The 13,544-nt window shown below is 69.5% G+C and carries 14 protein-coding genes; 5 read left to right on the top strand and 9 right to left on the bottom strand.

Going from position 1 to position 13,544, the window contains the following annotated elements; translation table 11 throughout:
- Positions 1-55: 55 nt before the first annotated feature.
- From D7Y21_RS00740 to D7Y21_RS00710, 7 genes are all read right to left on the bottom strand, one after another.
- Positions 56-1,009 carry an aldo/keto reductase gene (locus tag D7Y21_RS00740; RefSeq protein WP_121710590.1) on the bottom strand — a complete coding sequence of 318 codons (954 nt, stop codon included), beginning with the start codon at positions 1,007-1,009 and terminating at the stop codon, positions 56-58.
- A 40-nt stretch (positions 1,010-1,049) separates the two neighbouring features.
- On the bottom strand, positions 1,050-1,325 hold the full coding sequence (locus D7Y21_RS00735; protein ID WP_233611885.1) for a DUF5985 family protein: 276 nt from the start codon (positions 1,323-1,325) through the stop codon (positions 1,050-1,052).
- 18 nt (positions 1,326-1,343) lie between these two features.
- On the bottom strand, positions 1,344-1,601 hold the full coding sequence (locus tag D7Y21_RS00730; RefSeq protein WP_120562403.1) for a DUF5985 family protein: 258 nt from the start codon (positions 1,599-1,601) through the stop codon (positions 1,344-1,346).
- Positions 1,594-2,001: a hypothetical protein gene (locus D7Y21_RS00725; RefSeq protein WP_121710588.1), complete on the bottom strand. Its 408-nt coding sequence runs from the start codon at positions 1,999-2,001 to the stop codon at positions 1,594-1,596. Before D7Y21_RS00725 ends, D7Y21_RS00730 begins: the two co-directional genes overlap by 8 nt.
- Positions 2,002-2,129: 128 nt before the next feature.
- Positions 2,130-2,951: a hypothetical protein gene (locus tag D7Y21_RS00720; protein WP_120562405.1), complete on the bottom strand. Its 822-nt coding sequence runs from the start codon at positions 2,949-2,951 to the stop codon at positions 2,130-2,132.
- 32 nt (positions 2,952-2,983) lie between these two features.
- Positions 2,984-3,373, bottom strand: a complete 390-nt coding sequence (locus tag D7Y21_RS00715) for a response regulator (protein WP_120562406.1) — start codon at positions 3,371-3,373, stop codon at positions 2,984-2,986.
- Between the two features lie 14 nt (positions 3,374-3,387).
- Positions 3,388-4,860 carry an ATPase domain-containing protein gene (locus D7Y21_RS00710; RefSeq protein WP_120562407.1) on the bottom strand — a complete coding sequence of 491 codons (1,473 nt, stop codon included), beginning with the start codon at positions 4,858-4,860 and terminating at the stop codon, positions 3,388-3,390.
- 84 nt (positions 4,861-4,944) lie between these two features.
- Here D7Y21_RS00710 and D7Y21_RS00705 point away from each other — a divergent pair, with 84 nt between their 5' ends.
- The 3 genes from D7Y21_RS00705 (at position 4,945) to D7Y21_RS00695 (ending at position 8,544) form a co-directional block, all read left to right on the top strand.
- Positions 4,945-6,291 (top strand): short-chain fatty acid transporter, encoded by a 1,347-nt coding sequence (locus D7Y21_RS00705; protein WP_121710586.1) that lies wholly within the window; start codon positions 4,945-4,947, stop codon positions 6,289-6,291.
- Between the two features lie 138 nt (positions 6,292-6,429).
- Positions 6,430-6,933: a hypothetical protein gene (locus D7Y21_RS00700; protein ID WP_120562409.1), complete on the top strand. Its 504-nt coding sequence runs from the start codon at positions 6,430-6,432 to the stop codon at positions 6,931-6,933.
- A gap of 231 nt (positions 6,934-7,164) precedes the next feature.
- Positions 7,165-8,544: a hypothetical protein gene (locus tag D7Y21_RS00695; protein ID WP_233611884.1), complete on the top strand. Its 1,380-nt coding sequence runs from the start codon at positions 7,165-7,167 to the stop codon at positions 8,542-8,544.
- Positions 8,545-8,546: 2 nt separating this feature from the next.
- Here D7Y21_RS00695 and D7Y21_RS00690 read toward each other — a convergent pair whose 3' ends face one another.
- Positions 8,547-9,095, bottom strand: coding sequence for a hypothetical protein (locus D7Y21_RS00690; protein WP_120562411.1), 549 nt, complete (start codon positions 9,093-9,095; stop codon positions 8,547-8,549).
- 282 nt (positions 9,096-9,377) lie between these two features.
- On the opposite strand from D7Y21_RS00690, the gene D7Y21_RS00685 reads away from it, so the two are divergent.
- Both D7Y21_RS00685 and D7Y21_RS00680 read left to right on the top strand, forming a co-directional pair.
- Entirely contained in the window at positions 9,378-9,584 is a 207-nt protein-coding gene (locus D7Y21_RS00685) for a cold-shock protein (RefSeq protein ID WP_120562412.1), read from the top strand.
- A 263-nt stretch (positions 9,585-9,847) separates the two neighbouring features.
- On the top strand, positions 9,848-10,201 hold the full coding sequence (locus D7Y21_RS00680; protein ID WP_233591470.1) for a hypothetical protein: 354 nt from the start codon (positions 9,848-9,850) through the stop codon (positions 10,199-10,201).
- Between the two features lie 172 nt (positions 10,202-10,373).
- Here the strand turns inward: D7Y21_RS00680 and D7Y21_RS00675 are convergent, their stop codons facing one another.
- Positions 10,374-13,493: an efflux RND transporter permease subunit gene (locus D7Y21_RS00675; protein WP_120562414.1), complete on the bottom strand. Its 3,120-nt coding sequence runs from the start codon at positions 13,491-13,493 to the stop codon at positions 10,374-10,376.
- Positions 13,494-13,544: the final 51 nt, after the last annotated feature.

The raw sequence follows: 13,544 nt of genomic DNA, 5'->3' as shown, positions 1-13,544 counted from the left end.
CCTGGCGAGTGTCCGGCAGGCAACCCGCCCGGCCTGCCTGCCCTCGCGCGGTGCCTCAGCCCGCCGCGACGTCCGGTGAAGGAGGGTTCCACCACACCGCCCCCTTCCCCTGGATGGCGGTGTGCGCCCGCTCCCGCACCGCCTGCATGCCCACGACGTCCAGCGGTTGGAAGGCCGAGGCCGCCCGCAGCGCGGCGTCCTGTTCGTTCGGGAAGCCCATCCCCATCAACATCACGTCCGGATCCAACGTGAGCGTGTACTGCACGCACTCCGCCACCGACAGGTGCGGCAGCATCGGCGTGTCGCGCGCCTCTCCACCGGAGCCGACCTTGCCGCGCGGGCGCGCCTGGAGCGGCCGGCCGTAGCCCTCCGTGTCTCCCAGGAGCTTGCCCGCGCCGAACGTCTTGAAGGACACCACGCCCACACCGTGCGCTCGCGCCAGGGGCAGCACCTCTTCCACGTAGCGCGCGTCCACGAACGGCCCCAGTGGGAACATCACCACGTCGCACCGCCCGGAGCGCACCGCCGCCACCAGCGCGTCCGGGTGGTGGCAGGAGATGCCCTTGAAGCGCGCCTGCCCCTTCGCCACGCACGCCTCCAGCTGCTCCAGCGCGCCACCCGGCCGGGCCAGCTCCTCCCACTGCGCCAGCGACTTCACCGCGTGCAGCGCGAACAGGTCCACCGACGGTAGGCCCAGCCGCCGCAGGGACGCCTCCACTTGCGGCGCCACCGGAGCGGCCAGCTCGTCCACCTTGTCGATGACGAACACGCCCTCACGCCGGCCGCGCAGCGCCTCGCCCACCACCTCCTCGCTCAGGCCGTCCTCGTAGCCAGGCGCCGTGTCGATGACGTTGAGCCCCGCGTCCAGCGCCCGCGCGAGCGTGGCGACCAGCTCCTCGCGAGGCACCGTGCGGTCCGCCAGGTCGCCAATGCCCACCGCCGTCGCGGTGAAGCCCGTGCGCCCGAGCGCGCGGCGCGGGGTGAAGCGGGGAAGCGATGTCGTGGTCATGAAGCAATCCTCCCGTCAGGCCCAGGAGGAGAACAGCATCTCACCGCGCCTGGCGCCCCGCGCGGTTCTTGTCCCAGATGGCTCCCAGGATGAGCAGGTAGGCCATCAGGCGGACGACATACAGGTAGTGGATGCGCTCGGCGTCCAGCGTCGGCGCCAGCAGCGCGCCCAGCAGGTTGTGGACACCCATCAGCGTGAAGGCCAGGGAGAACAGCGCGAACAGCCGGTCCTTCGACTGGAGGTAGAAGCGCAGGAAGAAGAGAGCGCACGCCAGGTACGCCATCAACACCGCGCCATCGAGCAGGATCTTCATCATGGCGTCCCCCCCATTGCGTCAGGACACGTCCCAGATGAGGCCAAAGAGCAGCACGCCGGCCCCCACCAGCGATGTGACGGTGCGCTCCAGCGACAGGTCCCCTTCGGGGATGAGCACCAGGTCCACGAAGAGCAGCACGTTGTTCAGCGTGAAGAGCGTGAAGCACAGGCCGCTGTAGAGCAGCAGCTTCATCCGCGTGCGCCGCCAGGCCCGCAGCAGCAACACCGCGCACGCCAGGCTCGTCAACGCGCACAGGATGTAGACCGCCTCAGCCATGTCCGTCGCCGTCCTTGTCCTTCTTGATCACGAATGCGTCCGCGAAGCCCCTCACCCGGTCCATGGGGCGTGAGAAGATGAACGAAATCACACTCACGCGGCGCGCCGAGTACGCCATCGCCAGCTCCGCCGTGGCCTGCACGTCCTCCGAGCGGCCGGGGCTGAAGCGGTAGGCGTCCTCCGCCCCCCCATCCTGGAGAAGCAGCCCTCCCGTCCGCAGCTCCGCCATGCGGCGGGCCGCGGAGGCTTCGGTGATGCGCAGTTCCAGGGCTACCGCCGGCGCCGTCCAGGCCCGCTCCGTCCGGGCGCGAAGCAGGAGGAGCACCTCCAGCTTCTCGATGGAATCGATGTGCGTCGTGAGGAAGCGCTGGACCCGTGATGAGAGGCCGGCGTCAGTCACGTCTCCACCTATGGACCCAGATACTTTGTGAATCAACCTTTCTATTGGGAGCGGTTGTTCACAGTTACACACGAGCCCGGCCGCCTGCCTGGTCAGGGCGCGTCACGCCAGGGGGTGCCTGATTCCGCCTAGTTGCGAACGCGAGGGGCAGGGGCGCGGACGCGGACGTCCATGCGGGCGTCGCCGGCCACCATGCTGCTCAGGGCCTCTGGCTGGGACGGCGACAGGCGGGCCACGGCGCGCAGGGCGGCCACCAGGATGAGGGACTCCAGGCTGGAGGGCACGGACAGCCCCTGGGGACCGGCCTTCACGGGCAGGGGCAGCCGGGGCGCGCGGCCCGCGGCGGACAGCGCGTCCACGGCGTACGTGGGGCGGGCCTCCAGCGACACGGTGATGGCGGGCAGGGCCTGCGCCTCCTTGTCGGCGCCATGCACCTGGAGCTCCAGCAGCCGCCCCAGCGAACCGGGGGACAGGTAGAGGGCCAGGCCCGAGGGACCCTCGTCCTCGCCGTGGAAGACGCAGCCCTCGTAGGTGTGCTCGTGCGCGCCCGTCACGTCCACGGTGAAGGCCTGGCTGTCGTCCCAGTGCGTCCAGGGCTTCGCGTCCCAGAACTCGGTGGCGGCCTGGACGAAGAGCAGCGCCTTGTCGCTGCCCAGCCCGGACACGCCCATCTGGCCCCACGCGAGGAAGGTGGCGATGGCCGCCCGGGCGGAGAGCGCCGCCAGGGACGGTGGCGCCACGGCCAGGCCCAGCTCGGCGGCGGCGTCCGCCAGGGCGGGCTCGCACGACACCTGGGACGGCTCCAGGCCGGCGATGAGGGCGCGCACGCCGGCCAGGTCCGTCTGTTCGAAGACGGGGGCGGACGGCTCGCCCGTCTCGCCGATGCGCAGGTAGACGCCGGTGGTGCCCACGGAGAGCGGCACGGGACCCAGCTTGAGCAGGTGGAACATGGCGGACCCTCCGGGCACGCGGGCGGTGCGCTTCACCCTCCCCGGACGCGGGGGTTCGCGTCCAGGGACCTGCGGACCAGCTTCATCAGGGCCCGGATGTCGAACGGCTTCTGGAGGAACTCCATGCCCGGGTGCAGGCGCTTGAGGCCGCTGACGTCCACGGCGCTCATGCCCAGCACGGGAATCTGGCGCAGGACCGGGTCCTGCTGGATGCGCGCGATGAGCGCGGGGCCATCCAGCACGGGCATCATCCAGTCCGTCAGCACCAGGTCCGGCGTCACATCCGCCATGCGCTCCAGGGCCTCGCGGCCATGGGACGCAGTGAGCACGCGGTAGCCCTCCTCTCGGAGGAGGTCCGCGAGCGCCTCCAGGATGCCCTGTTCGTCATCCACCACCAGCACGGTCTCGGTCGCGGGAACCACGGAGCCTCTGGGGGTCAGGAGTGGTTGCCCGGGAAGCGGGCGATACCGGTGAGCAGCAACTCGGGCGACGGCTGGAAGGGCGGCTGGATCTCGATTCCCTGGGAGGTGATGAGGAACTCGCGCAGCGTCGGATCATAGTCCGCGTCGCGCAGCTTGAAGATGGAGAGCAGCCGCCGCAGGCGGCCATTGAGTTCCAGGTGGCGCATGAACAGCAGGTTCTCCGCCACGCCGGACAGGCCGGTCCCCAGGGGAACATCCATGTCCGGGCCGAAGAGGCGTGGCGTCTCCAGCGTGAAGACGGTCGTCACCCCGTGGCGTCGCAATTCCTGCGTGAGCGCGGCGAAGAAGGGGCTGATGCGCGCCGGCTCGTTCGTGGTCTCCACCATGGCGCTCAGGCCGTCCACGAACAGGCGCTTCACGCCGCGTCTGCGCACGTCCTCCAGCAGCGTGTGCGCCACCAGGTCCAGGTTGCACTCGGCGGGCATGTTCCACTGGAGCACCAGCCGGCCGTCCTTCACCGCGCCGGCCAGCGACAGCCCCACGTTGGCCGCCTTGTGCATCAGCCGGTCCGGGCCCTCGTAGAAGCTCACCATCAGGCAGGGCTCGCCCAGGCGCAGCCCTTCGGCCAGGTGGCTGACGCCGAGGAGCGTCTTGCCGCAGCCCGGAGGCCCCATCACCAGCGTGGTGGACGCCGCGGCGAAGCCCTCCGGAATCATGGCGTCCAGCGTGGGCACGCCGAAGCGCACGCGCTGTGTGCCCCAGTCCGGCGGCTGCGCGCGGCTGACCATCGTCTCCAGGCGGGGGAACACCTCCAGGCCCGCCTCGGAGATGCGGAAGTGGTGCGAGCCATTGAGGCTGGCGCTGCCCCGGAACTTGCGCACCTGCAGTTCGCGCCACGAACGCATGGCCGCCGTGCGCTCGCGCAGCTCCAGGATGCCGTCCACCATGGTGTATTCCGGGTGCACGGTGGGGCCCACGCTGCTGGTGAGCAGGAGCGCGGTGAAGCGCGACAAGCCGGCGGACACCTGGAGCTCGTGGATGAACTTCTTGAAGTCGCGGCTGCTGCCCGCGGCCTCCTGCGCCTGCACCAGGCCGTCCAGCACCAGGATGCCCGCGCCGTGGTTGCGCATCTCCCGGCGCAGGAGCTCCAGCAGGCCCGGCAGCCCCTGCTCCTCCAGCATGCGGAAGCCGCTGACGTAGTAGATGCGCTGGGGCAGCTGGGAGGCGTCGAAGAACGCCATGCTGCGCAGGTTCGCCAGCATGCGCGAGTGCGACTCGGCCAGGAGCGTCACGTACAGACAGCGCGTGCCCTGGCGCGCCTGCGAGTAACACAGCTGGTTGGCGAAGATGGTCTTCCCCGCGCCGGGCTCCCCCACCACGATGTAGACACCTGAGGCCACCAGGCCACCGCCCAGGATGGCATCCAGTCCGGGAACGCCTGTCGCGATGCGCTCGAAGACGGGCGGGTGCTGCTCGCTAGGGGACATAACGACCGCTCATACCGTAAAACCCGGGGTGTCGCCCTGGGAGTTTCACACCGGGGCCCCCTGAACGCCTGGAGCCCTCTCACCGTGGAAACCCTCGTCCGGTTCGCCGAAGGCCTGGGCCGCTTCTCCGCGCGCTTCGTCCCCAGCGCCTTCGCCATCGCGGTGCTGCTCACCCTGCTCACCATGGCGCTGGCCATGGGCTGGGTGGGCGCCGCGCCGCCGGTGGTGCTGGACGCGTGGGGCGGAGGCTTCTGGGAGTTGCTCACCTTCTCCATGCAGATGGCGCTGGTGATGTTCACCGGCTACCTGCTCGCTCTCACCGCGCCGGTGAAGGCGCTGCTGGAGTGGGTGGCCCGCCTGCCGAAGAGCCCCCGGAGCGCCACCGCCCTGATGGCGGCGGTGTCCATGGCGCTCGCGTATTTCAACTGGGGCCTGTCGCTGGTCGCCAGCGCCATGCTGGTGCGCTTCATCGCGCGCAGGCGCCCGGACGTGGACTACCGGCTGCTGGTGGCGTGCGCCTACTTCGGCCTGGGCGCCACGTGGCACGCGGGCCTGTCCGCCTCCGCGCCGCTGCTGGTGGCGACGCCGGGGCACTTCCTGGAGAAGCAGCTGGGGGTCATCCCCATCGACCGGACGCTGTTCTCCCCCTTCAACGTGGGCCTCACGCTGGCCGCGGTGGCGCTGCTCACGGCGCTGGCGTGGGCGCTGCACCCGTCCCCCGAGCGCACCGTGCGCGTGGAGCCCGCGGTGCTGGAGAAGCTGGGCGACTTCGTCCCGCCGGAGAAGCCCAAAGGGCGCCTGAGCCCCGCGGAGTGGCTGGACCACGCGTGGCTGCTCAACGCCCTCTTCGGCGTGCTGGGCCTGCTGTGGTTCGCGCGGCACCTGTGGCTCCACGGCGGCTGGAAGGCGCTCAACCTCAACGTGGTGAACTTCACCTTCCTCACGTTGGCGGTGCTGCTGCACGGCACGCCCGCGCGGCTGCTCAAGGCGAGCGAGGAGGCAGCGAGCGTGCTGCACGGCATCGTGCTGCAGTTCCCGCTGTACGCGGGCATCTACGGCATCTTCAAGGCCACGGGGCTCACGGACCGCATCGGGGAGCTGTTCGTGTCGCTGTCCACGCAGCAGACCTTCCCCGCCATCGTGTATCTGTACAGCGGCGTGGTGAACTACTTCGTGCCCTCTGGTGGATCCAAGTGGGCCATTGAAGCGCCCTACCTGCTGGACGCGGCGGGACGGCTGGGTGTGGCGCCGGAGAAGGTGGTGCTGGCGTACGCGTGGGGCGACATGGCCACCGACCTCATCCAGCCCTTCTGGGCGCTGCCGCTCCTGGCCGTGGCGCGGTTGGAGTTCAAGGACATCCTCGGCTTCCTGCTGGTGGCCTTCCTCGCGTACCTGCCGTTGGTGACGCTGGGCTTCTTCCTGTTCGGATAGCGCGGCGCGGCGTCCCCGGTGCGAAAGCCCGGTATCCGGGACTCGGGGAATGGCGTGGGATGTTTCATGGTAGACAAGCACACCAAGGGGCCGGACGTGGGCCGGCCGCCTTCAACATCAACGAGGGGACCCCAAGTCATGAAGAGCCTGTTCAACGGAAGCGTGCTGTGCGCGGTGCTGGGTGTGGCGGCGGTGGCGGGAGCGCAGGAGGCGGCGGCGCCGGCGGCGGAGTCGGTGAAGGCCCCCAGCGCGGACGCGGTGCGCGAGACCTGGAACTACTTCTACAAGGGCCAGGGCCAGGGTCCCGTGCTGGTGGAGGCCAAGCTCTGCACGGAGGTGGCCAAGGACGGCCCCAACAAGTACGAGTGCACCGCCGAGGTGGGCCCCGAGGGCGTCAAGGCGAACACCAACGTGATGCTGTGGCAGAGCTACCTGGTGCCCCAGGGCGACTCCATCGACGACATCACGGTGCAGGTGAAGCAGGGCGCCACCGTGCGCGAGACGAAGGACGTGAAGGTGAAGGGCGAGGGCTGGCGCGCGCGTCAGTGGACCGGCGTGCGGCTGCCCAAGGCCGGCGCGTGGACCGTGACCGTCATGCGCGGCGACCAGGTGCTCAAGGAAGTGCAGGTGAAGGTGCTGTAGGCCTTCATCCCGTCCAACACATAACACATACATCGACGCCCGCCGGGGAGACCCGTGCGGGCGTCTTTCTTTACCGCCTCCCCTCCCTCCGGTCGGCAGGAATTACCGGCTGACGGACACGGCCTCTGCCCTTCTATCGGGCTCCCCGAGGCTTCCGCCGAGGGGACTCCTTTGCCAGGACACGTTGGCCGCGCGCTTGCAGTAGGGATTGGGCGCGGTTGAAGGGCGGCGGTGGCGTGGATTCGGATGGCGGTGTTCGTGGGGGGACTCTTTCTCGTGGGGTGCGAGGAAGCCCGAGCCACGGCACCGCGCATCCCGGTGCTCGGCGAGGTGGGTGGACAGGTAGCGCCAGAGGGCGTGGAGGCACACGTGTGGTCGCGGACCCTGATGGTTGGGGACCCACAGGCTCCGCACGCGGTGGTGACCTCCAACGGGGACGTCCTGGTGGCGGCGACCTATCAAGAACCCATCGACCTGGGGGCGGGTCCCCTGCCCTTCAATCGCAACGTCGTGGCGCCACACCTGCTGGTGGCGCGGTATTCGTCGGAAGGCACGCTGAAGTGGGCGCGAGGCTGGACGCCCGGGCATGAGGCGCGGGCCCGCGTGGGTGGCCTGGCGGTGGACGCCTCCGACAACATCTTCCTCACGGGCATGTCCGCGGGCTTCACCCGCGAAGGCGCCACGCTGCCGGAGGGGCCGTTCCTGGCCCGGCTGGACGGCGGTGGCGCGCTGGATTGGGTGCGCTCGCTGCCGGGTGAGGGCCCGGTGGCGGTGAACGGCGTCACGTCCGACCAGCACGGGGGCGCGGTGCTGGTGGGGGACTTCGCCGGCGCGCGCGACCTGGGAGAGGGATTGAAGCGCACGCCCCATGGCAGGCACGCGGGCTTCGCGTTGAGCGTGGGCTCCAAGGGCGAGCAGCGTTGGAGCCGCGTGTGGATGCCTTCAAGCGAGGGCGAGGTCTCCGCGCGGGCGGTGGCGGTGGATGTCTTTGGCGACGTGCACGTGGTGGGCGGCTACGCGGGGGCGGTGTCGTTTGGAGACGCCACGTTCGTCACCGTGCGCCAGCACACGCCCTTCGTGGTGAAGCTCAGCCGGGACGGCGACCACGTCTGGAGTCACGACGTGCGCGGCACGGATGGCGCCGCGGTGTCCGTGGCCGTGGGAGCGGACCGCGTCTTCGTGGGTGGAGGCTTCAGCGGCCGGCTGTACTTCCAGAAGACCTTCCACCGCGCGGACTCGCGCGACGGCTTCCTCCTGGCCTACGACGCGAACGGCGGCCAGCAGTGGGCGCGCACCTTCCCCACCGGCGCGCCGATGGTGGCCACCGACGACGCGGGCCAGTTGACGGTGGCGGGCGGCCATGACGGCGGTCTCGCCCTGGGTGGGGGCAGCCTGCCTCCGGGCCTGTACGTCGCGAAGCTGTTGCCGGAAGAGGGCACGTCGCTCTGGGTGCGCGGGTTCGCGAGCCCCGGCACCGTGGCCCAGGCCAAGGCCGTGAGCGTGGACGCGTCCGGGGGCGTGCTGCTCGCCGGAGGCTTCAACCGGTCCGTGCCGGAGGACGGACCGTCACGGCCGCTGCAGGACGGCTTCCTGCTCAAGCTCCATCCCTGACTTCAGGCCCCGATGCCCTCGGGGTCCGTGGCCAGCTCGCCGCCCAGGTGCATGCCCGTCTGGCAGCGGTAGTCCGTGACGAGCGACGCGGCCAGCACCTTCACGCCCAGCAGCACGTGCAGCGCCGCCGCCACTGGCGAACGCTTCGCGTACCCCAGCACGAAGGGCGCCAGCACCGCGCCCAGGCCATAGGCGTAGTCCGCCAGCTCGTGCGCCTCGATGGGGATGAGCTTCGTGAGGCTCAGCCGGTAGTCCGTGAACAGCGACACGCCCACCGCGGCCCCGCCCAGCGCCCAGCCGGCCGCCTTCGCCTTGCTGTCACCGGACGCGCTCCCCACCGCCACCAGCGCCGCACCGCCCACGTAGTCCAGCACCGAGTGCAGGTCCTGCGACAGCCAACGGCGCAGCGGCAGCCGGCCGAACAGCGGACGCGACAGGATGCCCGCCGCCGCGCTGTGGTCCCTCATCCGGCGCCACTCGCGGCGCGCGGCGCCCTCCGCGCGCGGAGGAACTGGGGGCAGCAGGGTCTCGGGGCCTCGGACCTCGTACATGACGTGACTCCTCTCCCGGCCGTCGTGGCCTTGCCCGGAACGGTAGCCACGCCTCCAAACCCAGGCGCTGGAGCCGCCCCTGCTCCACGCCCGCCTGCCTGTGCCAACAACGGTGGGGGGGCTGACTACCCCACGAACTGTTGGCTGCTCAGCAAGGGGGCTTCCACCCACCCCTCCCCGCCGGGCAGACTGTCGTTCGCACTCAGGCCCTCACATTTCGAGAGGACCGACCGCTCCCGGGCGGTGGGTGCCACGCCCCACCCAACAAAGAGAAGACGATTCATGGCTACTGGTACGGTGAAGTGGTTCAACGATGCGAAGGGCTTTGGCTTCCTCACTCAGGACGGCGGTGGTGAGGACGTGTTCTGCCACCACAGCGCCATCAACATGGACGGCTTCCGCACCCTACAGGAAGGTCAGAAGGTGGAGTTCGAGGTGACGCGTGGCCCCAAGGGCCTGCAGGCGCAGAACGTCCGCTCAGTGGGTTGATCTCAACCCGCTCCGGGTCAACCCCAGAGCACGGAAGCCCGGTTCCGCTCACGCGGGCCGGGCTTCTTCATTTTTACAACCTACCCAGAAGGAATAACACGCAATTCCTTTCAAACCTTACACCCTCCAAGGAATCAAGGGGGGGCTGGTGAAAGTCCGAAAGACGTCTGTTAGGCTTTGATCCTGCGAGGGAGGGCGCACCTATGTTCGAAGTCACCAACGATGTCAGCCGTCGGACCATCACTGCCCGCATGAGCGGTTTCATGCGGCCGAACGAAATGAAGGAGTACGTGGCCGTCTACAAGAAGGCCACGGACAGCTACGGCGGAGGGCGGCACCTGGTTCTGGCCGACATGCGGGGTCTGCGCCCGCTGGAGCCGGAATCCGCGAAGCTGTTCTCCGAGATCGTCGACCACGGGCGCAAGAATGGCTGCGCGATGTGCGCGCACGTGTCGGACTCCACCATCGCGCGCCTGCAGACGGCCCGCGTGGCGTCGGAAGCATCCCCCAACGACGACATCACCGTGGATTGTGTGTCGCTGGAGGAAGCGCAGAACCAGCTCGCCAAGGCGCGCGTGCGCCTGCTCAACGGCGACGGCATGTCGGCCGTGCGCTAGAGCTGTCCTCCCGGGCAGGACGCCCGCGAACGCCCCGTCTCCGGCAAGGCCCGGAGCCGGTGGCCCGAAGCGGAAGAGGCCCACCCGGGATTTGTTTCATCCCCCTTGTTTCAAATGAAAGGCGCGGGTGACGGCACCGTCACCCGCGCCTTTTGTTTCATGCCCTGAGGCCTCAGGCCGCGCGGTCGTGCGCCGCGGGCGCGTCCACGGAGAGCGTGGCGTTCGGGCCCTGCGCGCGGGGCTGCTTCTTGCGGAAGGACAGCTTCTCCATCGCCGCGAACACCACCGGCACCACCAGCAGCGTGAGGAAGGTGGAGGTGATGACGCCGCCGATGACGGAGATGGCCATGGGGGCGCGGAACTCGGAGCCGATGCCCGTGCCCACGGCGGTGGGCACCATGCCAATGGCCATGGCCGCGCTCGTCATGAGGATGGGGCGCAGGCGGCGGGGGCCGGCCTTGAGCAGGGCCTCGTCCACGGAGTCACCCTCGCGCAGGTGCTGGAGCGCGCCGTCGATGAGGAGGATGGCGTTCTTCGTGACGAGGCCCATCAGCAGGATGACGCCAATCATGGCGCCCATGCTGAGGTGGTAGTTCGTGACGACGAGTCCCAGCAGCGCGCCCACGAGCGCCAGCGGCAGCGACACCATGATGGTGAAGGGGTGCTTGAAGGACTCGAACTGGCTGGCGAGCACCATGTAGATGAAGACGAAGGCCAGCAGGAACGCGATGCCGAACGCGTCGTTCTGCTCATCCAGGCTCTTCATCTGGCCGTCGTAGACGATGGCGTAACCGGGCGGCAGCGGCTTCTGGGCGATGGCGGCCTTGAGCTTCGTGGCCACGTCCCCCAGCGCGGCGCCCTTGGCCAGCTGGGACACGACGGCCACCTGGCGCTCGCGGTTCTCGTGCTCGATGACGCTGGGGCCGTCCTTGAGCGACACCTCCGCCACGTCCGTCACCTGGTGCAGGCCGCGGGGCGTGGCGATCATCAGCTGGCGCACGCGCTCCGGCGTGGCGCGGTCCTGCTCGCGCAGGCGCACGCGGATGTCCGTCTCGTCCGTGCCCTCGCGCAGCTTGGCCGTCACGTCACCGTCGATGGCCAGCCGCAGCTGCGTGGCGAGCGCCCCGGCGGACAGGTCCATGTCCGCGGCGCGCGCGCGGTCGATTTGAATCTGGAGCTCCGGCTTGGCCGGGTTGGAGTCCACGCGCACGTCGGAGGTGCCCAGGGTGCGCAGGATGCTGGCGACGCGCTCGGCCTCCTCGTTGACGCGCTTCAGGTCCGGGCCCACCACGCGCACCATGATGGGGTACCAGTCCCCCAGGCCTTCGATGGACGGCGGGTCCGACAGGGTGATGGCGGTGGAGACCAGGTTGGGGACCAGCAGCGCGCGGGCCTCCTCCTTGAGGACGGGGATGCTCTTGGTGCGCTGGTCCTTGCCCACGGTGAGCACGCGCAGGCGCGCCTTGTAGACGTCTCCGTTGGGGCCGACCGTCGTGTAGATGTCCGTGACTTCGGGGATCTTCTTGAGCAGCACCTCCGCTTCCGCGGCGCGCTCCGTGGTCTGAGCCAGGTTGGCGGAGTCCGGCAGCTGCAATTCGACGATGAGCTGCGAGCGGTCCTCCGCGCTCATGAACTCCACGCCCAGGCGGCTGGCAGCGCCGAAGGACAGGAACAGCGCCAGCACGGTGAGGCCGGCGGTGGTCCACTTGTGGCGCAGCACCCAGCCCAGGATGCGGGCGTAGGTGGACTCCGTGGCCTCCAGGAAGCGGCGCAGCGCGCGGAAGACGGCGGGCTCGTGCCGCGGCTCCCCTGGCTTGTGCGCCTTGGCGAAGCGCGCGGACAGCATGGGGTCCAGCGTGAAGGAGATGAACAGCGAGATGAGCACCGCCACGGAGATGGTGATGCCGAACTGCTTGAAGAACTGACCCACGATGCCGGGCATGAAGGCCACGGGGATGAACACCGCCACCAGGGCCAGCGTGGTCGCGAGCACCGCCAGGCCCACGTCCCGGGTGCCGTTGGACGCGGCGCTCATCGGGTCCTCGCCCTGCTCCAGCCGGTGGGTGATGGCCTCACGCACCACCACCGCGTCGTCAATGAGCAGACCGATGGCCAGGGACAGCGACAAGAGCGTCATCTGGTTGAGCGAGTAGCCCAGCACATACATCACGAAGAACGTGCCGATGACGGACGTGGGCAGCGCGAGCGCGGAGATGAACGTGCCGCGCGGGTCCAACAAGAACATCAGGATGATGAGGACCGCCATCAGGCCGCCGAAGATGAGGGCGACCCACACCTCGTGGGTGTTGGCGCGGATGAGGTCCGACTGGTCGATGAGCAGCGTGGCCTGGAAGCCCTGCCCCACCACCGGCGTCATGTCCGCGAGCGTCTTCTTCACCGCGTCGCTGACGCTCACGGTGTTGGAGCCCGGCTGCTTCACGATTTCGAGCACCACGGCGTCGCGGGCGTTGAGGCGCGCGGTGGTGCGGCGCTCGGCGACGCCGTCCGTGACGGTGGCGATTTCCTCCAGGCGCACCTGCGCGCCGGTGCTGCTGCGGGCGATGGGCAGCTTCTGCAAATCCTCCACGCTGCGGAACTCGCCCATGGCGCGCACGGTCAGCTCGTTGGGCCCCAATTGCAGACGGCCCGCGGGCAGGTTGAGGTTCTCCATGGCGATGCGCTGGGACACCTGCGACGGCGCGATGCCCACCGCGCGGGCCTTGTCCAAGTCGATGTCGACCTGGATTTCGCGCGTGTCGCCACCGGTGATGCGCACCTCCGCCACGCCGGCCAGCTGCGCGAGCGCGGGCTTGATGCGGTCATCCAGCAGCTTGCGCAGCGCCTGGGACTTCATGTCCGCGGAGATGGCGTAGGTGAGGATGGGCGCGGCGGACAGGTCCACGCGGCTGACGATGGGCGCGTCCGCGTCCGTGGGCAGCTTGTTGACGGCCTGGCCCACCTTGTCGCGCACGTCCTGGACGGCGGTGTCCAGGGCGGTGCCCAGCGTGAAGGACACCACCACGGTGCCCACGTTCTCACGGCTGAAGGAGTGGATTTTATCCACGCCGCTGATGCCGGCGACCGCGTCCTCCAGGGGCTTGATGACCTGGGTCTCGATTTCGCCCGGGCCCGCGCCCTTGTAGAGGGTGTTGACCACCACCACGGGGAAGCTGACGTCCGGGTAGAGGTCGGTGCCCAGGCGCTTGAGGCCCATCACGCCCAGCACGATGAGCAGCAGGGACACCATGGCCGTGAACACCGGCCGTCGGATGGAAACGTCACTGAGAATCATTGGAAGAGCTCACGCACGCCGCGCGCGAAGGAAGGCCGCGGCGAAAAGGGG

This window comes from Corallococcus sp. AB045 (genome assembly GCF_003668895.1).
GTDB lineage: Bacteria > Myxococcota > Myxococcia > Myxococcales > Myxococcaceae > Corallococcus > Corallococcus coralloides.
Note: the sequence above shows the minus strand (reverse complement) of the source record. Positions and strands in the feature narration are given on the sequence as shown.